The following is a 22,528-nucleotide window of genomic DNA, read 5'->3' as shown; positions in this document are numbered from 1 at the left end:
TCCCCGGCGGATGGCGCCGGGGCCCTGCCCTCGCCCGTTGGTGGGCCCTCCGGGTCGCCGTCCGATCCCAGGCGAGACGGTCCATGAGCCTTCGAAGCGACCTCCCCCCCCGGCTCCGCAAGGCGATGGAGCGGCCGTCGGGACGGCGTCAGATCTGGTCGGCGCAACTGGCCGGCGTCCTCATCTCGGCCTACCTCTGGGTGGCGTACTCCGACCAGCTCGCGACGACCACCCTGGCCTTCGGCGGACTGCCGGCGGCGGTCGGCGGCGCCGCCCTCGGCGGCCTGCTCTCCTGCGTCCTGCTCTTCCTGCCGGCGGCGACGCAGGGGATGCGGACGAGGATGCCGCTGATGGTCGCGGCGACCTCCGCGTTCGGGGTGCGGGGGTCGGCGCTCGTGCCGGGACTGGTGCTGGGGCTGGTGCAGATCCTCTGGTTCGCGGTGGCGGTGCACTACGCCGTCGAGTTCAACCTCCGGGGCCTGCTGGCCGCCGGCCTGATCGACCCGGAGGACGTGCGTCCCCCCGGTGAGGGGGGGCAGATCCACGGGAGCACCGTCTACGCCGCCAGCGTCCTGCTCTGGGGGATCGCCTCTGCGCTGGTGGCGACCCGCTTCATCCGATGGATCGCCGCGCTGATGGTCGTCTATCCGATCTTCATCGCGGCGGCGCTGTCCGGGGCGATGCTCTGGTCCTTCCCCGGGCTCCCCGTCTATCGGGAGGCCGCGGCCGACCCGGCGCTGGGTGCGACCTGGGCCGAGTGGCCCGCCTTCTGGGCCATGACCCAGCTCGTCTTCGGCTTCTCGGCGACGGTCTGCGCCCAGGCGGTCAACTGGGGGGCGACGCTCCGGGGGAGACGCGACGTGGTGCTGTCGGGCGTGGTCGGCGTCGGCCTCGCCTCGGCGATCGTCGCCACGATCGCCGTGCTGACCGTGGCCGGGTCGATCGGCCGGAAGATCGCCCCCGAGGGTCCCGAGGAGCCCACCTCGGGGCCTTCGGCCCCAATCGACCTCGACGCCCCCGACTTCGCCCCGGCCGTCCGGGGCCGGATGCTGCCCGAGCCCGCCCTGTCCCCCGCCTACACCCTCGGTACGGTCTACGAGCGGCGGATCGGGGGCATCCCCGGCGCGGTGGGGCTGATCGTGCTGGGCCTGGGGTCGCTCGCCTCGGCGGTCTACGCGGCCTACTCCTACGGCAATCGGCTGGAGGCGATCCGAGGCCGTCCCCGGCGATGGGCGTGGGGGGTGGTCGGGGCGCTGGTGGCCTTCCCGCTGATGGTCAACGGGCTCTCGGCGAATGTCCCGCTCGTGCTCGACCTGACCGCCGGGGTGATGGCCCCGATGCTCGGGATCCTCTGCGCCGACCTCCTCACGACTCGATCCGGCTGGCCCGGCCCCCGCCCGGGGTTCCGCCCGGGGGGCCTGATCGGCTGGGGGGTCGGCTCGGTCGTCGGCCTGCTGCCTATCGTCGCCCGGATGGGCCCCTCGCCGGGTGAGGCCCGATGGCTGCCGATGGCCGTGTTCGCGTACCTCGTCGCCTTCGTCCTGTTCCTGGGGATCGAGGGGGTGGGTCGGCTCCGCTCCCGGTCGGAGCCGAAGGGTTGAACGCGGTCGCCCGCCGGGCGAATTCGGAGCGAAGAAGGTCGATCCCGGATCCGTCCCCGTCGCCGTGTGCCCGCCGGCAGTCCTCCCGCGACCACCGCCCCGCCGCCCCGCCCGGGACGGGCCGAGGTCGTCGCCGAGATTGCCGGACGGGCCGATCGGGACGATAATGGGGCGGCCCGAGCGGCCGGTCCCCGTCCCGAACCGAAGATCCTCCCCCGAGCGCCCATGGCCTCCGCCCCGAACTCGGAAGACCCTCGGCCCCGGCGGGGGAGGCCACGGACGTTCGAGGCACTGGCCGAGAATCGGGACTACCGGAAGTTCTACATCGGCCACGGGGTCAGCCTCGTCGGGACCTGGATGCAGGCGGCGGCGGTCAACTGGATCGTCTACGACCTGACGCGATCGGAACTCTGGCTCGGGGTGGTCGAGGCGGCGAACCTGCTGCCGGGGCTGCTCGTCGGCCTCTTCGCCGGGGCCCTGGCCGACCGGACGGCACCCCGCTCGACCGTCCTGGCGACCCAGCTCGTGCAGCTGGCGTTGGCGGTCACGCTGGCGACCCTCTTCAACACCGGGTCCATCCGACTCTGGCAACTCATCGCCCTCCTGGCGATGGCCCGGGTGGGGAACGTCTTCGAGATGCCGGCGCGGCAGGTCTTCCTCTACGAGCTGGTCGGCCGGGAGCACCTGGGGAACGCGATCGCCCTGAACGTCGGGCTGTTCAACGCCTCCCGGGTGGTCGGCCCGGCGTTGGCGGGGGTCTGCCTGGCGTGGCTGGGCCAGGGGGCGCCATTCGTGCTGAACGCTCTGAGCTTCCTGGCCGCGATCGCCGCGGTCCTGTCGATCCCGGCCCGGCCGTCGCACCACGTCCGGTCGGGCCAGGGGCCGGGGGACGTGCTCGGCGGCCTCGGCTACCTGAAGCGGGACCGCCGGGTGGCCTGCCTCTTCGGCCTGATGGCCTTCTTCGGGGTCGCGGGGATGGGCTACAACGCGATGCTCTCGGCCTACGCCCGGGACTCGATCGGCCTCGGGGCCCTCGGCTACTCGGCCCTGCTGGCGAGCGGCGGGGCCGGGGCGGTGGCGGGGGCGCTCTGCGCGGCCAGGGTCGGCGGGAGGGTCAGGCGGGAGGTGCTCATCGTGCTCGGCCTGGGGCTGTTCTCCCTGTCGCTCTCGGGGATGGGGACCCTGCCCGGGGCGCTCGGCACCCGGTCCCCCTCGTGGTGGCCGACGGCCTCGGCCATGACCTGCCTGCTGGGGGCCGGGTTCGGGGCGATCACGTTCACCTCGTCGATCCAGACGATGATCCAGCTCGACGTGCCCGACGCCCTCCGGGGCCGGGTGGCCGGGGTCTGGATGATCGTCTTCTCCGGCTCGGTGCCGATGGGCGCCCTGCTGACGGGGAGGCTGGCCCAGTGGTTCGGGGTGGGGCCGATCCTGCTCGCCTCGGGGGTCGTCTGCGGGACGGTCGCGCTGCTGCTGGGCGCCAGCGGGCTGCTCAACCGGCTCGGGCGGCCGTCGGCCCCGACCGACCGGGCCGAGGGGCAACTCGACCCGGCCCGGTCCCGCTGAGGCCCGCCGAGGCCCGGGGGGACTCCATCCCGGGACGGCCCGGTGAGGATCAGGACCCCGGCCCGCCGCCGACCTTCCGCACGAGCCGATTGACCTCGGCGATGACGCGCTCCTCCACGTCCTCGGCCCAGGGGCCCGGCTGGCCGTAGTAGATCATGGCGGTCTCCCCCTCGTACCCCCCCTCCTCCAGGACCCGGAGCGACGGGATATACGCCATCACGTCGTTGCAGTAGGCCGAGACGAACGTGTCGGGGCCGAGGTTCCGCTTGATCCGCAGCGCGTAGTCGACCACCACCTCGCCGCCGAGGAAGATCCAGGTGAGGCCGCCCAGCCTCCAGACCTGGACCGGGTACGGATACGAGCCGGGGAGCGTCTCCCCGCGGTCCAGCCGCCCCAGGAAGGCCCGTGCCCGATTGGCCACGGCGAAGGTCTCGGACTCCGCCTCCCGCTCCCAATGGGACCGATCCGGCACGGGGGCGAATGCGAGGTCGGTCTCGCCGTAGGCCGACTGCAGGCCGCCCAGGATTGGCCGGAGGTGGCCCTTCACGGTCCGCTTGACGGCCCCGGCGAGCTTCTTGCCGTATTTCTCGGCCAGCTCGACGGAACGCCGGGGCAGCGGGTTCTGGTCGGCGCCGCACCCGGCGACGAACAGGGCCGTGGCCTCGGGGTACTCCCGCTCCAGCTCCATCATGGCGAATCCGGCGTAGTCGCCGGAGAAGTGGTTGATCGACAGCGTGGTGCAGTGGCAGGCGTAGCCGAAGACGACGCCGCGCACCTCGTCGCCCGCCCTGAGGACGAGCACCGGCACGTCGTGGTCGACCGGGCCCTTCAGGGCCATCGCCTCCCGCAGTTCCTCGGCCCGGTCCTGGACGTTCTCCCGGCGGTTGACGGCGAAGCCGGCCTCGCCCCGTCCCCAGGAGAGGTGGACCTCCGAGAGGTCCTCGATCGCCTCGCCCGCGAGGCCGACGATCGTCTCGCCGAGCAGCTCGGTGTACGACTCGACCCGCTTCCGCTGCTCGTCGTCGAGCGGGTACATCGTGATCAGGTTCGAGCCCACGACCGGGCTGGTGTGCGTGTGCGAGCAGGCCAGGACGATCCGGTCGAGGGAGATCTCGTGTCGGTGGGCGATCTCGCGGCGGACGCCCATCGAGAAGTCCCGGTCGATGCCGCAGAGGTCCAGGGTGATCAGGAGCCCCCGGGTCTCCTCGGCGTCTTCGAGGGCCAGGGCCTTGGCCCAGATGTCGTGGAGGGTGCCTTCGGAGGGGGCGGTCCGATTGCCGTATCCCGCCATCCACATCGGCCGCTCGGGCGTGATCACGACCTTCGCCAGCCCCGCCTTCCAGCCGCCGTGCCCGCCGGCGAGGGCGGTCGGGGCCGGGTGCAGCGCCGAGGCGAGGAGTCCGAGTAAGAACAGCATGCGGCGGGTGATCCCCATGGTACTCCTCCGGGCGGGCGGTCCGGGTCGTGAGCGGTGCGGTCCGAGGTCCGGCCGGTCGACCCCGCGTCCCGGGCCCGATCATCGGCGCATCGGGTCGAGGTGTCAACGCGTAGCGGGGTCGAGGCCCGGCGCCTCGGGCCGAGGGGGACGGTGATGAGGCCGGGGCTCGCCGCCCCGACGGGGGTCAGGGGCCGAGGTCGGCCGGCGATCGGCCCGGCCGGGGGGGACGCCGGGCGGGATCGGTGCGCCACGACGCCTCGGATTGGACCGTCCTGCTTTCGTTACGCAAGTTGTTTTGGATGAGTGGTTTGCGATGGAATTCCGGGGCGGAATCCGCGGGGGAAATGGGTTCGCTCCGTCGTGGCGCACCGGCCTCCCCGGGCCGGGCTCCGCGAGGGGCCTCGGACTCGGCCGGGCCGGGGGACGAGGCGACCGGCCCGGCCGGGGCCTCGACGGTGAAGGAGGGCCGGCCGGGGTCGCCGTCGGCCGGGACGGCGGCCGAGGGGCTCGGGGAGGAGCGGGATGAATCCGGCCCGATCGATCCGGTCGGCGGGCCGTCGCCGATCCGCTCGAATCCCGGTGGTGCCGGGTCGGCGTCGACCTCGCACCACCAGCCGCCCCCCACCGGGGCCCGGGGGATCGAGCTGTGCCGGGCCTCCTTCGACAATTCGAGCAGCTCCCGGCGCCGGCGTTCCCGCAGGTTCAGGAACAGCCGGACGGCGGCATTCGCCGAGCGGTCGGCCGCCACCTCGTAGCGGTGCATCAACTGGCCCTCGCCCGACGGGTCGGCCGCCGCGGCCTGCAGCGCGACGGCCCGGCCCTCGGGCCCTTCCACCTCCTCCCAGGACTCGACCCGCAGCCCTTCGAGCCGCCGCACCTGCTCGGCCACGAACCGGCTCAGGGAGGCCCGGGCGTGCGCCGGGTCGGTGGGCAAGCCCTCCTCGGCCTCCAGCCGGGGCAGCGCCGTCACCTGCGTCGGCGAGGCGGCGGCGGCCAGGATCCAGAGCCGTCGGACCTCCCGGTTCGCGTCGGGGCCGGGCAAGTAGTCCGGGAAGCCGAGCAGCGCCTGGGCCTTCAGCACCGTCCGCTGGTCCCAGCCCTGGCCCAGTTGCAGCGGGGCGTCCAGCGATTGCCACCGGCGGATCAGCCAGTCGCAGCCGAAGGCCGTCCCCTCCAGGTCGAGCACCGTGTTGCTGGGATCCCGGGCGAGGTCCTGGGCCTTGCGGCGGGCCCGGGCCTGGCGCCGCTTCTCCCAGCCGGCCAGGGCCTTCAAGGCGGCCTCGCGGCGGGTCTGCTCCCGTGCTCGTTCGATGCGTTCGAGCTTCACCGAGTTGGCGGCGGCGCGGCGGGCCAGGTGGCGTTCGACGACGTTGGCCGGGCCCATCTCGCGGTCCCAGCGGGCGAGCTGGGCCTCGAAGGCGGCGCGGTCCTCCTCGGGGACGACGACCTGGGCGGCGAGGCCGTGGGCCAGGCCGTTGCGGCGGCTGCGGAGCTTGCCCTCGGCCGTCCTGGGGCCGGTGGACCGGAGGGCGTTGCGGCGGTTGGCGGCGAGCTGCTTCTCGGAGGGGGTCGTCATCGCAGGCGATCTCAAGGGGTGCCCGGGCCGCGAATCGGCCCGGCCGGGCCGGGGGGGACGGTGTCGTCCCGCGCGATCGGCGTCGGCCGTACACCCTTAAGATCAGGGGATCGGGCCCCGGCAGTCACTTTTTCTCCCGAACGGGCCGAGAATACCGGTCGGACCTGATCATCCCCGGGCCCCCGTCGCCTTCGAAGTAGTTCAGTTCCTTCGCGAGTGGCCTTCGCACGTGCTTGCACGACGGATCCCGGGATTCTCCTTGAAATTGCGGACGATCGCGGCCAGATTGAATTCGACGCCCGGGATTAGACGCGCGTTCAGTCGTGTCGTATCACGAATTTTCGGACGTCGGTTTGTCGCAAATGCGACGAATCGTGCGCCGAAACGAGGTTAGGCGGAGAAGACCATGTCATCAGCTAACAAGGCCGTGGTCACTCGCTTGATCGAAGCACGCAACGCCAACGACACGGAGGCGTTCGTGTCGCTCTTTGTCCCGGATATGCAGGACCATATGAGGGGGGCTTTCGTCGGCGTGAGCCGAGCCTTCCCTGACGTGCATATCACCTTGGACGAGTTGATCGCCGAGGGTGATAAGGTCGTGGCACGGTGGACCTTCAACGGTACCCATCTCGGCAACTTCCAGGACATCCCTGCCACCGGCAAGTCGGTTATCTGGACCGGGATCGATATATACACGGTGAGGGACGGGCGCATCACTTCGCACGAGCGAAAGTCGGATATGCTCGGCCTCATGCAGCAACTCGGCGTTGCGCCGTCCGAGTGATAAGGCTCGGCGGGCGGGGGGCAGGGATTGGGGGTTGTCTCTCCGGCCTTCCGGTGGGTCGACCGCCGCCTAACCTCGCGCTGCAGCGGACCCGGCCCGCCGCGGCGCTTCCTGGTCATGCAACGGTTTCTCTCGGCGGGCCGGTCCGCTGAGCTTGGGCGTTAGGCGGCTCGTACGGTTCCGAGAGCGTCTTGCTCCCACCCTAGACGAAGAGGGATTCCTATGAATGCCATCATGGGCAGGCGCGGTCTGAGACGAGGTGCTTGGGGCCGGACAAGGTGGCTCGTCGTCACCCTCGCGGCCCTGGCGTGCCAGGCATTGGTCACCGAAGCTCGCGCGGAGGTTCTGCCGCCGGGCGCCCTTATCGATGGCCGATCGCAGCTCGATTGGGCCGAGCAGTGGTGGGTGCAACTCTTCGGGATTCCCGCGGCGGTCAACCCGATCCTGGACACGACTGGGGAGCAAGCCTTCCGGGGAGATGCCGGCCCGGTATTCTTCCTCTACGGGGCCTTCACCAGCGACCCGATCACCCGCACGATCGACGTCCAAGCGGGGAAGACCCTCTTCGTCCCCCTCCTCAATTCGTACTTCGATAACGTGGCCCCCTTCGGTGATCCGCAGTCGAACTTCACGCCCGAGGAGATGCTCGCCCTGATCTCGCCGGACCTGGAATCAGGCGTGGTCAGTCTCTTCGCGACGATCGAAGGGGTTGATGTGCTGAACTTGGTGGACCATCGCCAGACCACCGACCCGAGTAACCCGATCAGCTACACGCTCCCCTCGCCGGAGAACCTGCAAGCCGATTTCGGCCTGGACCCGACGAACGGCACCGGGATCTACCCGGCCACGATCTCCCCGGCCGTGCAGGACGGCTATTACCTGGCGTTGAAGCCCTTCGAGGTGGGCACGACCCATGTACTGAACTTCGGCGGGACGACTGCCTCCGGCTCCTCGATCGACATCACCTACGTACTGACCACCGTCCCCGAACCATCGAGCATCGTTATGCTGAGCATCGGTGCCCTGGCGCTGGCCGGAGTCGGATGGCGTCGGCGTGGTGGCACCGGCGACGGGAAGGTTCCTGGTCGGCGGCCGGGTCCGCTGAACCTGATCGTTGGGCGGCGGAGTGCACACCGCTGAGGGGGCCCCCGGGTTCCTGGTCGGCGCCTTCCTCGTCTGGTCCTGCTGAACGGCGGGGCGTATCTGGTGGGAGACGTCCGGCGGGCGCCGCCAGCAGGCGCAGGGCCTGGGCAGCCTGGCCGTCTTCGCCAGCTTGGTGCTCGTCCCGGCCGGCGGGGTGGCCGGGCTTCTGGTCACCCGTCGGCTGGGGCGGGACGGCACCGGCGGCGGTCGCGCCTAACCTCGCGCTGCAGCGGGCCCGGCCCGCCACGGGGCTCTGAGGTATCATCACGCTCTCCCTCGGCGGGCCGGTCCGCTGAGCTCGGGCGTTAGGCGGCTCCGCATCGCATTGAGGTCAAGGGCCGGCGACGGGGTGGCACTCGTGTTCTCACCACGTATCGCTATCTCGGGCCCGAAGACTCGTTCACTTCGCCAGCGAGAGGCACATCGACATGATTCCGACGCTACGGAAACTCTACGTGGTCGGGCTTCTCGTGTGGATCTCATCGATCCTCCTCTATCCCCCCTGGCGCGGGATGCGATATAATCCGGTCGACTCCAGGCCGGGCGGGTGGGCGGGGAGTTCGTTCGGCCTCGCGGGGAATGTTTCCCGAGCAACTCTCTGGAATCCGCCGAAGGCACCGAGTGATGCGTATGTCGCGACGGTTCGATGGCCGTGGCAGGCTATCCATCATGGCCGTCCGCTGCCCCCGAGTCGATTGGTCAGGTCATCGGCTCCCGCCCCCGACGGGGGCCCCAGTTTCGTCATGCACGGCGGTGCCGCAGACCACATCGAGGTCGCCGTGCAGGGGATCTTCCACGAGATTGTCTGGGCGCTGCTCTGGACGGGATTGATCGCGGGCGGTCTGCGATGGTTCTGGGCATGGAGGACCGGGCGACGGGAGTGGGATCCCCTCGTCTGGATCGGGTGGTCGGTGTCATTGGGGCTCCTCATCGGCATGCTCGGCCTGTACGCGATCGCGGTTTTCAGCGGGGGCTACGGGCTCGGGTGGGGCATCGGCTCGGTCGTCTTGGCCTGCGGCTTCCTGGGCGGATTGATCTCCGGGGTCGCAACGCTCAAGGGAAGTCGGGGGATCCGGGTCGGATCTGTCGCATTTGCAGGCAGTCTTTTTGTGGTCGGCGGTGCCGCGAGCCAGGGCTACAGCCCGCTGAACGGAACGATTTCCTGGACGACATGGCTCCTACTCTTCCTCCTCTCCGGCCCCATGTCACTGATCACGGCATCGATAATCGCGATTCGGCATCGACGATTGGCGGGCGCATGGCTTCTGACCGGGGCGTTCGTCTCATCCATGGCCGCCGTTCAGGTGATGACTCCTCCGCCGGGCACGTGGTCGGGCGGTCCTGGGATGGGCGCCTATATCTTCAGGTGGTCTATGGCGCTAATCCTGCCTTTTCCCCTCCCTATGCTGCTTCTGGGCCTGTTGCTACTCTGGATGGCGGGAACTTGGGGTCATTCGAATGAGAAGAAGTCGGCGGGCGACCCCGCCTAATCTCGCGCTGCAGCGGACCCGGCCCGCCATCGGCGCTTACTCTTATGCACAGCCTTTCCTCGGCGGGCCGGTCCGCTGAGCTTGGTCGTTAGGCGGCCTTCATCCCAGTCTGCCTCGCGTGCCTGCGATGGCTCATCTCGCCAGCACACCGGGCCGGGTGCTCGTCCGTCGGTGGACCCTCTCTGCGGTATCCAGCAGACATCTCACCCGGGGCACCTCCGTGTCGCACAAGTGGAAAACCCGAGTATTTAGCCTACTTCTCGCCCTGCCCGGGGCCCTCCTCGCGATCTGGGCCCTCATCGCTACAGCCGGTGCGCTTTATTCGTTGTTCGTCCTCTACAACAATCAGCCGTTGTCGCGCCATGGCAAGTTATTGGCGACCGCGTTCGTGATCGGATTGGTCAGCAGTGCCTCCGGCTGGGTGCTGGGGCCGCGGTTCCCGCGGTTCACCATCGGGGTCTACGTCTTTTCGCTCTCGGGGGGCCTCTCCGGGCTCCTCGTCTTTTTGGCCATTGCCCTGGTGGTTGACCTCGACTACACCGGACCTCCGCCGGGTTACGCGGGGATGTTTATTGGACTGTTCGTCCTGCCGGTCGTGGTGGTCGCCTCCCTCGCCGGCGGGACCATCGGCCTACTGTCGTACTACGCCAGGTCGAGGCGCGGGACTGGGGCGACCAACCTGCGGCCTGAGCCGGACGCGCGCGACTGACCGCCTAACCTCGCGCTGCAGCGGATCCGGCCCCCGCGGCGCGTCCTGGTACTATCAAGCTTTCCCACGGCGGTCCGGTCCGCTGAGCCTTGGCGTTAAGCGGCCACCACGAATCCATCGCTTCAAGAGCGCGATCGGCAGCATCGGGCCGCGTCCCGTGCGGCGACCGACCGTGCGCGGCGACCGCCCACACCACAGGGAGTGCCCCATGATCCGGCTATCCGAGTGTGTCGTCATCGCCAACGACGCACCGACCACCCTTCCGGCCCTGTACGTCGTCAAGAGCGGAGACACGCTGACTGCGATCGCCAGGCGGAACGGGTACGGGTCCTGGCGGGACATCTATCAGCACCCGGACAACTCTCCCTTCCGCGCCAAGCGGCCGAACCCCGACAAGATCTTCCCGGGCGACGAACTGGTCCTTCCCGGCCGGCCCCTCACCCACGAGGAACTCGCCGCGCTCGGGGCTTCGGGTGGCGGCGGGGGTGGCGGGCTCCACCTCCTGCACCTGCCGATGTCCCTCCGGCTCAACAACTCGGCGCCGCTCAACCTGACCCAGGGGAGGGGGACGTCGGACCAGTTCGCCACCGACTACGTGCACCCCGGGAACGTGAAGATCCGGCTGACCTTGTTCTGGCTGAGCAACTGTGTCAGCCCGGACACCAGCACCGCCGCCCTGCTCACCAAGGCGGAGGCGCTGTTCAAGACGCACGGCCTGGGGCTGGACATCCTGCCGTCCCGGGCCAGAACGGCCGAGCACACCATCCCGGTCTCGGCCGACCCGATCCTGCCGGAGCAGTACAACTCCGTCCGGCTGGAGGCGGGCAAGCGGTTCGACGACCAGAAGAGCCCGGGGAAGAAACAGCGGCTGCCGGTCTTCTTCGGCGAGTTCAAGTACCCCGCGAAGGGGGTGACGGTCGTCCCGGCTCCCCCGAGCGGTAGCCCCTGGCTGCCGTACTGCATCGTGAGCGGGGTGCTGTCGGCGGACCATGCCACCCTGGCTCACGAGATCGTGCACGCCAGCGGCATCGGGCCCCACGTCATCGCCAAGGATTTCCCCAAGAACATCCTCACCGACCTGAGCGACAACCGGGAGGAATTCTGGAAGATGCAGGTGCAAAGCGTCGCCAACGCGTACTTCTGCAGGTAGCGGCCGTGACGTCGTGTCGCGGTCGCTGGTGGCGGGTGGCATGGCCAACGTCTTCGTGGGCCATGTCCGCGCGGGGAGGGTGACCAGCGCTTTCACGGGTTGGCGATCATACCCATGAGACCATGAGCATGGGACTCGGCGCGTCGGGCCGATGGCCATGGCAACGTCTTCGTGCCCCGGTCGGCTCGGCCTCGGCAGAGCCGCCAACCTCGCGCCGCAGCGGACCCGGCCCGCCGCGGCGCTCTCTGGTCAGTCATCGGTTTCTCTCGACGGGCCGGTCCGCTGAGCTTGGGCGTTAGGCGGCGGGTGGCACTGGTGGCTTGCCCACCCGTGGTCTCCTCGGAGGGCTCACACCCTCATCACTGGTGGGCAAGCCACCAGTGCCACCCGCCGGTTTGAACCGCTGGATCGAGATGCCGCGATTTGATCCGAGCGTCGGTGGTCGTGAACCTCCATCTCACTCCGGCCGGTGTCGGCTTCATCGGTGCGGCGTGCCGTGGAATTCTCGCATTCCGATCTCGGCAATGCGTCGTTCGCCTCGCGTGGCGACCGATCGCCACACGCCCGGGATGCGGTCGGGGGATGGCTGTCGTGGGGAATCACGCCATTTCGACATATCCGCAGTGAGGCGGCGACCCATGTGGCCCATCGGAGCCCGGGTCGTCCCCGTCGGGTGTGGATGGACGGGGGCGCCTCCTTCCGGCCGGTGCATGGCGCCGGGATCGCGGCGGCCTCCACGACGTTCGGGGGGGCCCACCTTCCCCCGACTCCGATCCCCGGCGGCAACCTCGTCGGCAGCAGCCACGCGCCATCCCAGGGAAACAGCAATGTCGGAACCGCTCGAAGCCATCGCCGGTCGGATCGTCCAGCTCACGACGAGCATGCAGAAGGCCCAGGGGATCGGCACCGGGCCGGTCCTCGCGGTCGTCCGCAACGAGGCGACGGGGAAGCTCTACGTCGGGTTGAACCACTCCATGCTGCCGAGCCCCCTGTCCGAGACGATCGGCAAGGCGATCGTGGGCCAGATGCAGCGGATCGCGGCGGGCCAGCTCGTCGTCGTGCACTCCGAGGCGTGGGCGCTGGGGGGGCACGCGGAGGTGAGGGCGCTGAACGCGGCGATCCTCGAGCGGGAGAAGCAGCTCGGGCGGAAGCTGACCGAGACGGATCTCAAGGTCTTCGAGGTGCACGTGGCGTGGCTGTCGGGGAAGCGTCGGGGCGATGCGGCACCCCGGTGCGAGCACTGCATGCGGCTCACCCGGGGCGTCCGCGTCACCGACTCCGTGTTCCATGCCGAGGGCGGCGTGAGCGGCACGATCCAGGCTCCGCAGCGCGGGTTGGTGGTCCGGGGCGATGGCCAGGTTCCGCCGGCGAAGCCGGCGGGCGGGGAGGTCGGGCCGGGCGCGCGGCCCGGGGGCGGTGTCCGGGGCACCATGGGCAACGCGGCCCTCGGCCTGCTCGATGCCGGGATCGCCCTCGCGACCCCGGCCATCAAGAACTGGTTCGCGGAGAACCACCTGAAGGACAAGTGGGAGGCGCAGTATCGCGACAAGGTGTCGAAGGTGCTGGCGGACGCCTACCTCTGGGCCCTCGTGTGGCTCATCGCACCCCGCCTCTCGGAGATCAGGCGGGTGAAGGCGTCGGGGCATCCGGTGCTCTTCCATGTCCTGATCGATACGGAATGGGTGCTGACCGATTTCGGCTGGGCCGCCACGAAGGTGGAGTCCACGTCCACCAGCCTCCTCTTCCCGGGCGACACCCCGGTCGAATGGCCGGTGTGGCAACCGAAGCGCACGGGAGCGGGCGTCTTTTTCAACTCGCCTCAGCGTCGGAACAGTCGCTTGACGTATGACATCACGCTTTGAGGGCGGGCGTGGAGTGCGGGGCCATTCTCCTCGTTCGGCGGGTGGCACTGGTGGCTTGCCCAGCAGCGGTCTCCTCGGAGGGCTTACACTCTGACCACTGGGCAAGCCACCAGTGCCACCCGCCGGGGTCTGTGGGGATTTTCGAAGAGGCAGCCTCCCGGGACTCGGGGGTGAAGGTGCAGGCGACGCCCTTGAACTTGCCGAGGTCGATGCCGATGATGGTGGCCATGGCCGTGGGGCTCCGCCGTGGGGTGGCATCGGGAGTTGTCAACCTCATCGAGGTTACCCCCCGATGCGGCCCTACGGCTCACGGGGATTCTTCAGGCGGCGGAGCGGCGAACCGAGTCTCCGTCCGCCGGTACCGCGACCCCGGGGCGAGGCATGGTGATGAGTGACCGGCTCCAGATGATCGGCACGCACGTCGCCCGGTACGGCCTCGTGGTCGTGCTGCTCTGGATCGGCGGGATGAAGTTCACCGCCTACGAGGCCGAGGGGATCGAACCGATGGTGGCGAACAGCCCGCTGATGGGTTGGCTCTATCGCCTGATGAGCGTCACGGCGTTGTCGGCGCTGCTGGGGGTGATCGAGGTCGCCGTCGGTCTGCTCATCGCGCTGCGGCCGTGGTGGCCGGCGGGCTCGGCGGCGGGTAGCGGGTTGGCGGCGGGGATGTTTCTGACCACCCTGAGCTTCCTGGTCACGACGCCGGGGTGGGAGCCGAGCCTGGGCGGGTTCCCGGCCCTGTCGGCGATGCCGGGGCAGTTCGTGCTCAAGGACGTCGTGCTGTTGGGCGTCGCGCTGTGGACGGCCGGCGAGGCGCTGGCGGCCCGGCCGGTTCGAGGCCTCTCGCCCGTCGCCTGACCTCGGCGGGGTCTCGCTGGCGGGCAACGGGTTCGAATGTTTGGGTCCCACCGGCTCTCCCGGTCCCGGGCCCGATCGGAGCACCGGCAGGCCGGTGGCGCTCCGAGTGGACGACGCCCGACCGCCTCACCCCCGGCCATCCGTCCGAACCCGGGGACGAGGCGCGGGTCGCCCTCCGACGTGATCCGATCCGAGGTCGCCGGGTCGTCGGGCCGGGAGGAGCGGGGTGCCGAGGACCCCCGAAGTCCCCGACGGGGATCGTGGGATGTCAGGATTCACCGACTCGATTCGATTGTTGTAGAAGCCGGGGGCCCGGATCCCGTACGGTCGGGCGTCGAGGGGATGTCCTGGGAAGCGGGGCGCCGGGGGGGATGATCATGGCGACGGTCGCGAAGCTCACGGTTTCCAATGCCAGCCAGGTCGATTCGGCCAACTGGGTCACGGCCGTGGACGTGTTCGGCCCCCAGCTCATCCCCTCCTCCGCGGAACGGGGAGACTGCGTCGTCGAGGCGACCACGTCGCCGGAGAACAGCCCGGCCGAGTGGGCCCGGATCGCCTGGACGGGGGGCGACCCCGTGGTCGGGAGGCCGAACCGGCGCCTCGTCCGGCGGATGTTGCCGGGGAGGACGGGCGTCGGGGCGACGCTCGGGGGAGCAAGCCGGCGGATCGACGTCTGGGCCATCTGGGCGACCATCGTCGTCCAGACAGCCGGGAAGCGGCCGGAGCGGGCGAAGTCGTGGTCGGCGGGGACGCCGTTCACGGGGGGGGAGTCGTGCGGGGCGTTCGTGGTCGGCTCGTTCTCGATGGGGGAGAACGCCCGGGGCCAGGTGGTCGCGGTCGCCCAGCTCGCCCCGTCGGGGGTCGGCCGGGTGATCTCGGCCGCCGGCAAGGCCGACCTCCTGGCGTTCCGGAGGCAGGTCACGGCCCGGGACTTCGTGGACGGGGCGCCGTTCGCGAGCAAGAAATCCTTCATCGACTGGGCGCCGGATGATTCCCTGCCGGCATTGCTGACGCTCGACCCGGGGCCGGATGATCGGCTGTACGACACGGACGGCCCCGACCTGCCCGCGGGGGGATCGAGGACGTCGGAGACCTACAACAACTTCCGGCAGTGGGTCGAATGGGCGGGCGTCCCCTGCTCGAACTACGGATACTGGTACTTCCGCGCCCGCTGGAAGGCCCAGAAGGTCACGCTGAAGGATCTCGGGACCGGCTCGATCGCCCTCCCGTCGAATGCGGAATCCCGTTGATCGGACGGCCCGTCGGCCCCGGTGCGTGAGGGGGGCGGGGTCGAGTCGGCAGGGAGGGGAGACGGCCGGGTCGGGCCGAGGCGGACGACGCCCGAGGGAGGGCGGTCGACGAGGACCGGGGACGGGCCGAGGAACGTGAATCCTCCGTGAGTCCGGGAGTCGTCGACCCTCGGTACCGTCCTTCTTGAAGTCGGGGGCATTCGGCGACGTCGCCGCGCTCGGGCCGACCCCGGGAACCGGCCGGGGCGAACTCGGGAGTGCCTGCCCGATGGCCGGCCTTCGCGTCGGTTCGGTCCGTGATCCGCCCTGCTGGGGATCGACGGCCGGTCGGGTTTGTTAGGCGCGTTCGACGACGATTCGGTGGTGATCGGGACGCCTAAAATGGAAGGAGTACCCCTTGAAAACGTATGCAATCCCGCAGACACTGCAGAGGGCACCCCCTCGGCCGGGCGGAGCATCGGCCGCGCGTGGCGTCGCCGCCCGTCGGGAGCACCGATGCCCGATCCCGCCCGATCGGGCCATTCACCCCAGAGGGATCTTCCCGATGCGTCGACGAGGCTTCACGCTGATCGAGCTGCTGGTGGTCATTGCCATCATCGGCGTGCTGATCGCTCTGCTCCTGCCCGCGGTCCAGGCGGCCCGGGAGGCCGCCAGGCGGGCCCAGTGTACGAACAATCTCAAGCAACTCGGCATCGCGATCCACAACTACATCGATTCCAACCAGTGCATCCCCCCCACCGGGAACGCCGGCCCGGTCAACAACCGCCTGGCCAACGCCAACGACTTCTCCTTGAATGCCCGGCTCCTCCCCTACATGGAGCAGCAGAACCTCTACAGCAGTCTGAATGTGTCGATGGGCTATAACCTCGAGCACAACGGCACGGTTTCCTCCACCCGGGTCTCCGGCTTTCTCTGCCCCTCCGACCAGGGCTCGATCCGCCGGGGCCTGTCCAACTACCCCGGCCACGACTTCGGCGACTGCAACTACGGGAACAACATCGGCACGGTGCTCTCGCTCGCCGGGGGCCGGTTCGACGGCCCCACCTTCATGACCGGCCCCGGCGCCAGGTCCTACGGCGGCCCCGCCTCGCTGGCGACGGTGCGGGACGGCACCTCGAATACCGCCATCTACAGCGAATGGGTGAAGGGGGAGGGGTCGCCGACCCAGGGGCGTCCCGCGGTCTATCTCCTCACGGGCGTCGATTACACCCCGACCACGTCCCCCTCCCCCGCGACCTACACCGTCCGGAGCCTGAGCCAGGCCTGCCAGGCGTCGACGACGCTGGGGGCCCAGGTGACGAAGGGATTCTGCTGGGCCTCGCAGGGCTGCGGCGTCGGCGGCGGGTACAGCCACGTCAATCCGCCGAACGCGAAGGCGTGCACCTTCGCCAACATGAACCACAACTACCCGCAACGCTGGGATTACGCGGCGGCGACGATGGTCGGCGCCAGCTCCTACCACTCGGGCGGGGTGAACGTGGGAATGCTCGACGGCTCGGTCCGCTTCGTCAAGGATACGGTCAATCCGGACACCTGGATCGCCGTCTCCACGAAGGCCGGCGGCGAGGTCGTCAGCGCCGACCAGTTCTGAGGTCGGTCGCCGCGTCGAGGGGCCGGGCCGACCTCGTCGTCGGCCGGGCCCACCGTCCGGCAGGGAGCTCAGGCGCACCAGTTGCGCCGTTCCTCGTTGCGGATGTGGTTGATGCCGATCCGGGTGCCCCGGATGAATTCGAGGACCTCCCGGACCTCGGGGACGTGGCCGAGCCGGGAGGTGACGAGGTCGAGGGCCTCGCCCTGGTTACGGCCTTCCTCGAAGAGGACCTGGAAGGCCTCCCCCAGGGCCGAGATTACGGCGGGGGGGGTGCCCACGCGCTGCAAGCCCGGGCGGTTCAGGCCGGTGATGCAGTTGTAGCCCTCCTGGACGACGAAGGGGGGCACGTCCTTGGTGCTGCCGCCGATCCCGGAGAAGCGGACGAGGCGGCCGATCCGGACGCGCTGCTGGATGACGACGTGGCTGGCGAGGTCGCAGCCGTCACCGATTTCGACGTGCCCGGCGAGCAGGACGTCGGACTCCAGCAGGCAGCCGTCCCCCATGATCACGTCGTGGCCGAGGTGGGCCCCCTTGCGGAGGACGTTGCCGTCGCCGATGGCGGTCAGGCCGCCCCCCTCCACCGTGCCCCGGTGGATGGTGACGGACTCGTGGAAGGAGTTGCCGTCGCCGATGACCAGCCGGGTGGGCTCGCCCCGGTAGGACCGGGACTGCGGCCCCTTGCCGAGGACGGCCTTGTAGCCGACGTAGTTCTCGCGGCCCATCTCGATCGGGCCGGACAGGCAGGCGTAGCCCTCGATCACGCAGCCGGTGCCGATGCGGACGGGTCCCTCGATGATCACATAGGGCCCGACCCGGACGTCGGGGGCGATCTCGGCGTCGGGGCCGATCACGGCCGTCGGGTGGATCAGCCCGGAGACTGCCAAAGTCATCGTGACTCGCCCTCCGCTAAGTGCGCCCGGCCCGCTCGACCTCCCCCCGACGACTGGGATCGTCGCCTCCGTCGTCGGGACTTGAGGGAAAGCGGCAAGGCCCCGAGGCCCCAACGGGCTCCTTCCCGGAGTGGGACTCGGCTTCGGAACCGGCCGATCGCGACGGGTCGAGAGGACCGGCCCGGCCCCTCGGGCTCGGACGGCTCGCCGGTCGGGGCGTCGGGCCGATCCTCCGGGGAGGGCGGTCCGGTCGGCCGGGGGCGGGAGGACCCTCGAACGGGGGGTGGCGGATCGATGGGACGTGCTCAGATTCGATCGGGTCGACGCCCCGGGCCGTGGGCCTCGGGTCGGCGGTCGTCGAGCGTCGGGGGGTGCGATCGTCGGGCCCCTGGAATAGCCCAGGATCGCCCCGGGGTCAAGGCCGATCCCGGGCGGGGGCCGCTCAGAGCCCCCCGGCCAGGCCCGAGAGCACCGAGACGTACGCCATCACGAACGCCAGGACGATGAAGAAGACGACCCCGCCGATGGCGATCGTCAGGATCGGCTGGATCAGCTGGCCGAGGTTGTCCACCATCCGGTCGACCTGCTCCTCGTAGTCCTCGGCCAGGTGGGCGAGGGACTCGGGCAGCTTGCCGGTGGACTCACCGGTCGAGATGACGTGGATCACGTCCACGCCGAAACGCCGGGAGCCTTCCAGGGCGTCGCTCAGCTCGTGCCCGGCCATGACCTCGACCCGGGCCCGGTCGACGGCGCGGCGGTAGGGGATCGCGTGCATCACGTCGGCGGTCAGCCTCATGGACTCGTCGTAGGCGACCCCCGCCTCCAGGAGCGTCGAGAGCGTCCGGGCGAACCGGGTCGTCTCCAGCTTCTTCAGCAGCAGCCCCAGCACCGGGATCCGGAGGGCGACCTCGTCCATCAGGGCCTTGCCCGGCGTCGTCCGGTAGGCCCGGGTCAGCCCGATCAGCCCGCCGACGGCCAGCAAGGGCATCAGCCACCAGCCGACGGCCTGCATGAAATTGCTGATGGCCATCAGGGCCCGGGTCGGCGCCGGGAGGTCGGCGGTCCGGCCCCGGGCCATGTCCTGGAGGATCCCGACGAGCGGGGGCAGGACGAAGACGGTCAGCAGGTAGCCCACGGCCAGGGCGATCAGGATCACCGCCGTCGGGTAGATCATCGCCGAGCGGGCCCGACGCAGCAGCCGGACCCGGTTCTCGTAGTGCGAGGCGAGCTGGCGGAGGACCTCGGGCATGCCGCCCCGGGCCTCGGCCACCCGCATCATGCTCCGCATCAGCCGGTCGAAGGTCCGGGGCTCCTTCTCCAGGGCGTCGGAGAAGGTGTCCCCGCTGCGGATCGCCACCTGGATCCGGCCGAGCACCGGCCCGAGGGCCGTGGCCCGGAATTGCGCCTCCAGGCCGCTGAGCGCCTTGAGCAGGTCGACCCCCGCCTCCAGGTAGCCGGCGAGTTGCCGGCAGAAGGTGGCCAGGTCGGTCGACTTCACCGTTCCGAAGAGGACGCGCTCCATCATCGGCGTCTTGCCGGGGGAGACGCGGGCGCGGCCCCGGCCCCGGGTGTCGGGCCGGGAGGCGTCCTCGGGCGATCGGTCGTCGGGGCCGGTCTTCGGGCGCCGGGGCCTGGGGGCGGCCGGGCCCGGCGCCGGCCGGAAGGTGCTGTTCTGGTCGTCGAACCCCGACGAGGGCAGCGGACGGGGGCCTCGGCTGGGGTTCCGCGGTGGCCGTTCGCCGTCGTCGGGGATGCTCATGGGAGGCCTCGGGGAGTCGTCGGGTCGGGGGTGGGCGGGGGCGATCGCGATGCCGACCTCCCGGGATTATCCGCGAGGGCGGGTCGCCCGGGCAACTCGGGGGCGGGGATCCCCCGACCGGATCGCCGCCGGGCGGGGACGCCGATCCTCGTCGCCCGCCGTCCTCCCCGGAGGCGTCTCGCCCCGTCGGGCGGCTCCCCCGCGGTCCCCCCTTGCGGCCCGCACCGGCGTTCGGGCAACGTGTTACGATTCGAGGTCGGGGGTGCCCGATCGCCCGCACTCGGACGGAGCGCATGCCGGATGGACGACGAGAAGGCCGTCAACCCGACGATCGAGGAGGCGGAGGCCTCGAAGTCCCTGCCGCTCTACGCCTGGGTCGTGCTGGCCGTCCTGCTGGCGATCCCGGCCGGGATGCTCCTCGGGGCCGACGGCTCCTGGTACGACCGGATGCCCGGGGCGGCCCGGGTCATCCTGGGAGGCCTGGCGACGGCGATGGAGCTGGCGCCGGTGCTGATCATCCGGGCCCTGGGGGCACTGGCCGCCCCCCTGGTCGTGCTGGCGATCCTCAGCGCCATCGTGACCAACGACATCCGGGGACTCCAGGGGGCCCGGATGATGGGGTTCTACCTGGTCAACACGCTGGTGGCCATGGTCATCGGCCTGGCCGCTTCGAACCTGATCCGACCCGGGGCGGGGGCGGATCTCGGCGCGTCGGCGGTCGCCTCCGCCGAGGACCCCCGGCTCATCGACCGCCTGATCGACCGGCCGTCCCCCAGGGCGATGGCCCCGGGCAAGACGGTGGCCGAGATCTTCGTCGAGATGGTGCCCCGGAGCGTCGGCGAGGCGTTCTCCTCGAACAACCTGGCCCAGCTGGTGCTGATGACAGTCGCCTTCGGCATCGCCCTGGCGCAGTACCGCGACCGGCAGCGGGCGGCCGGCGAGACGACCTACCGGGCGATGGTCGACGTGCTGGTGGTCGGCTTCGAGCTGCTGATGAAGATCCTCCTCTGGGTGGTGGCCCTGGTGCCGATCGCCGTCTTCGGCGTGGTGGCGATCAGCCTGGCGAGGGAGGGGTTCGGCCTGTTCCTCCAGCTCGGCTGGTTCATCGCGACGGTGCTGGCCGGCTTCGCCTGCCAGGTCGCCTGGTACCTGTCCCAGCTCGGGGTGCTCGGGCGGTACGGGCCGGTGCGGTTCCTGAGGGGGTCGGCCGACGTGGTGGCGATGACCTTCAGCACGGCGAGCACCGCCGCCACCATCCCGATCACGTTGAAGGCACTGACCGGCCGCCTGGGAGTTTCCCGGGCGTCCAGCCAGCTCGCCGCCTGCGTGGGCACGAACTTCAATAACGACGGGACGGCGCTCTACCAGGCGGTGGCCGCGCTGTTCTTCGCCCAGGCCCTGGGGGCGGATCTCACGCTGACCGACCAGGTGGTGATCATGCTGACGACCCTGCTGGCGAGCGTCGGCGCGGGCGGGATCCCCTCCGGCAGCTTCGTGACCCTGCCCCTGATCTTCGCCGCCGTCCGACTGCCGGCCGAGGCCCTGCCGCTGCTGCTCACGATCGACTGGTTCCTCGACCGCTGCCGGACGACCGTCAACGTGATCGGCGACATGACCGTCGCCGTCCTGCTCGACCGCTTCGAGCCGGGCCCGGATCAGCCCGAGCCCGCGAGCAGCGAGCGGTAGAGGTCCACGTAGCGATCGACCACGACCGGCATCGCGAATCGCTCGCCGATGAGCCCCAGGGCCGCCTCGCCGAGCGACCGGGCGAGGCCCTCGTCGCCGAGAACCCGGAGGATGGCGTCCGCCCACCCGTCCCGGTCCCCGGGCGGGACGAGCAGTCCCCGGGGGCCCTCGGCCAGGAGGTCCGTGTTCCCGCCGATCTCGGAGGCGATGCAGGGGAGTCCGGTCGCCATCGCCTCCAGCAGGGAGTTGCTCATCCCCTCGGCGACGCTGGGCAGGACGAACACGTCGGCGGCGCGGAGGGAGTCGGCCGGGTCGTCGACCGGTCCCGGGAAGTGGACCCGATCGGCGAGGCCCATGTCCTTCGCCTTCGCGACGAGGCGGCCGCGGTCGGGCCCGTCCCCCAGGAGGATCAGGTGAGCGGTCGATCGCCGGGCGACCTCGGCCCAGGCGTCGAGCAGCACATCAAGGTTCTTCTGCGGGTGCAGGCGGCCGGTGAAGAGGACGCGGGGCCGGGGGGGGAAACGAGATTCCACCGCCGAGGGGCCGGGGTGGAAGCGATCGGTCTCGACCCCGCTGGCCATCCGGTGCATGCGCGACGGCGGGACCCCCAGGGCGAGCCATTGCCGTTCGATGTCCTCGGAGATCGCCGCGAAGGCGGTGTTCCGCAGCGCGAGGCGACGGAGGGCGGGGAACCCCCGGGTCCGGGCCATCTCCTCGGCCTCGCCGAAGTAGCCGGAGCTGGCCGGCTGCACCAGCGTCGGGGCGTCGATCACCGACCGGGCCACGCCCGTCGAGATCGACTCCCAGAGCCCCTGGTGCGTGTGGATCAGGTCGTACTCGGCTCGCAGCCGACGCAACGCCCGGACGGCACCGGCCACGAAGCTCAGGCCGAACAGCGGGCCGACCCGGACCGGCTCGATCCAGCGGTGCACGAGCACCCCCCGGATCACCTCGTCCTTCGGCAGGCCCGACCCCCGGACCGCCTGCGTGACCACCCGGACCGCATGCCCCCGGCGGGCCAGCTCGGCCCCCTGCGCCAACGCCTGCCGCTCGGCCCCGCTGGCATACGGGTGGAAGTAGGCGAGGAGGTCGCAGATTCGCAGGGGAGGTTCGGGCATCTCGGGACCGCAGCTCCCCGGCCTCGGCGGCGAAGCCCACCGCGACGCAACGCGAAC

18 protein-coding genes are annotated in these 22,528 nt (G+C 70.6%); 12 read left to right on the top strand and 6 right to left on the bottom strand.

Annotation, left to right across the window (positions count from 1 at the left end):
• The first annotated feature begins 83 nt into the window (after nt 1-83).
• Complete coding sequence (locus tag ElP_RS07940; protein WP_145268133.1) at nt 84-1,601, top strand: hypothetical protein; 1,518 nt, start codon at nt 84-86, stop codon at nt 1,599-1,601.
• 225 nt (nt 1,602-1,826) lie between these two features.
• Complete coding sequence (locus tag ElP_RS07935; protein WP_145268131.1) at nt 1,827-3,167, top strand: MFS transporter; 1,341 nt, start codon at nt 1,827-1,829, stop codon at nt 3,165-3,167.
• Between the two features lie 49 nt (nt 3,168-3,216).
• On the opposite strand, the gene ElP_RS07930 is transcribed toward ElP_RS07935, so the two are convergent.
• Complete coding sequence (locus ElP_RS07930; protein ID WP_145268129.1) at nt 3,217-4,602, bottom strand: neutral/alkaline non-lysosomal ceramidase N-terminal domain-containing protein; 1,386 nt, start codon at nt 4,600-4,602, stop codon at nt 3,217-3,219.
• A 187-nt stretch (nt 4,603-4,789) separates the two neighbouring features.
• Nucleotides 4,790-6,181 (bottom strand): hypothetical protein, encoded by a 1,392-nt coding sequence (locus tag ElP_RS07925; RefSeq protein WP_145268127.1) that lies wholly within the window; start codon nt 6,179-6,181, stop codon nt 4,790-4,792.
• Between the two features lie 406 nt (nt 6,182-6,587).
• On the opposite strand from ElP_RS07925, the gene ElP_RS07920 reads away from it, so the two are divergent.
• The 6 genes from ElP_RS07920 (at nt 6,588) to ElP_RS07895 (ending at nt 13,319) form a co-directional block, all read left to right on the top strand.
• The gene (locus ElP_RS07920) at nt 6,588-6,965 is read left to right on the top strand and encodes an ester cyclase (protein WP_145268125.1); all 378 of its coding nucleotides are present in this window, start codon (nt 6,588-6,590) and stop codon (nt 6,963-6,965) included.
• Nucleotides 6,966-7,187: 222 nt separating this feature from the next.
• A complete protein-coding gene (locus ElP_RS07915; RefSeq protein ID WP_145268123.1) occupies nt 7,188-8,105 on the top strand; it encodes a PEP-CTERM sorting domain-containing protein in 918 nt (305 codons plus the stop codon).
• Nucleotides 8,106-8,887: 782 nt separating this feature from the next.
• Nucleotides 8,888-9,598, top strand: a complete 711-nt coding sequence (locus tag ElP_RS07910) for a hypothetical protein (RefSeq protein WP_145268121.1) — start codon at nt 8,888-8,890, stop codon at nt 9,596-9,598.
• Between the two features lie 220 nt (nt 9,599-9,818).
• Nucleotides 9,819-10,307 (top strand): hypothetical protein, encoded by a 489-nt coding sequence (locus tag ElP_RS07905; RefSeq protein ID WP_145268119.1) that lies wholly within the window; start codon nt 9,819-9,821, stop codon nt 10,305-10,307.
• A 208-nt stretch (nt 10,308-10,515) separates the two neighbouring features.
• Nucleotides 10,516-11,457, top strand: a complete 942-nt coding sequence (locus ElP_RS07900; RefSeq protein WP_145268117.1) for a LysM peptidoglycan-binding domain-containing protein — start codon at nt 10,516-10,518, stop codon at nt 11,455-11,457.
• An 827-nt stretch (nt 11,458-12,284) separates the two neighbouring features.
• Entirely contained in the window at nt 12,285-13,319 is a 1,035-nt protein-coding gene (locus ElP_RS07895) for a YwqJ-related putative deaminase (protein WP_197446805.1), read from the top strand.
• Here the strand turns inward: ElP_RS07895 and ElP_RS07890 are convergent.
• Nucleotides 13,309-13,548 (bottom strand): hypothetical protein, encoded by a 240-nt coding sequence (locus ElP_RS07890; protein WP_145268113.1) that lies wholly within the window; start codon nt 13,546-13,548, stop codon nt 13,309-13,311. The two genes, ElP_RS07895 and ElP_RS07890, sit on opposite strands and share 11 nt — an antisense overlap.
• A 158-nt stretch (nt 13,549-13,706) precedes the next feature.
• Here ElP_RS07890 and ElP_RS07885 point away from each other — a divergent pair, with 158 nt between their 5' ends.
• The 3 genes from ElP_RS07885 to ElP_RS07875 all read left to right on the top strand — a co-directional run bounded on the left by ElP_RS07885 (nt 13,707) and on the right by ElP_RS07875 (nt 17,018).
• Nucleotides 13,707-14,177: a YkgB family protein gene (locus tag ElP_RS07885; RefSeq protein WP_197446804.1), complete on the top strand. Its 471-nt coding sequence runs from the start codon at nt 13,707-13,709 to the stop codon at nt 14,175-14,177.
• A gap of 377 nt (nt 14,178-14,554) precedes the next feature.
• On the top strand, nt 14,555-15,427 hold the full coding sequence (locus ElP_RS07880) for a hypothetical protein (RefSeq protein ID WP_145268109.1): 873 nt from the start codon (nt 14,555-14,557) through the stop codon (nt 15,425-15,427).
• A gap of 544 nt (nt 15,428-15,971) precedes the next feature.
• Nucleotides 15,972-17,018, top strand: coding sequence for a DUF1559 family PulG-like putative transporter (locus ElP_RS07875; protein WP_145268107.1), 1,047 nt, complete (start codon nt 15,972-15,974; stop codon nt 17,016-17,018).
• A gap of 68 nt (nt 17,019-17,086) precedes the next feature.
• On the opposite strand, the gene lpxA is transcribed toward ElP_RS07875, so the two are convergent.
• Nucleotides 17,087-17,908, bottom strand: coding sequence for an acyl-ACP--UDP-N-acetylglucosamine O-acyltransferase (gene lpxA / locus ElP_RS07870; RefSeq protein WP_145268105.1), 822 nt, complete (start codon nt 17,906-17,908; stop codon nt 17,087-17,089).
• A gap of 442 nt (nt 17,909-18,350) precedes the next feature.
• Nucleotides 18,351-19,667, bottom strand: a complete 1,317-nt coding sequence (locus ElP_RS07865) for a type II secretion system F family protein (protein WP_145268103.1) — start codon at nt 19,665-19,667, stop codon at nt 18,351-18,353.
• 300 nt (nt 19,668-19,967) lie between these two features.
• Here ElP_RS07865 and ElP_RS07860 point away from each other — a divergent pair, with 300 nt between their 5' ends.
• Entirely contained in the window at nt 19,968-21,353 is a 1,386-nt protein-coding gene (locus tag ElP_RS07860; RefSeq protein ID WP_145268101.1) for a dicarboxylate/amino acid:cation symporter, read from the top strand.
• Here ElP_RS07860 and ElP_RS07855 read toward each other — a convergent pair.
• The gene (locus tag ElP_RS07855) at nt 21,323-22,471 is read right to left on the bottom strand and encodes a glycosyltransferase family 4 protein (RefSeq protein WP_145268099.1); all 1,149 of its coding nucleotides are present in this window, start codon (nt 22,469-22,471) and stop codon (nt 21,323-21,325) included. The genes ElP_RS07860 and ElP_RS07855 overlap by 31 nt on opposite strands.
• Nucleotides 22,472-22,528: the final 57 nt, after the last annotated feature.

This window comes from Tautonia plasticadhaerens, assembly GCF_007752535.1.
In the GTDB taxonomy this organism is placed as follows: domain Bacteria; phylum Planctomycetota; class Planctomycetia; order Isosphaerales; family Isosphaeraceae; genus Tautonia; species Tautonia plasticadhaerens.
Note: the sequence above shows the minus strand (reverse complement) of the source record. Positions and strands in the feature narration are given on the sequence as shown.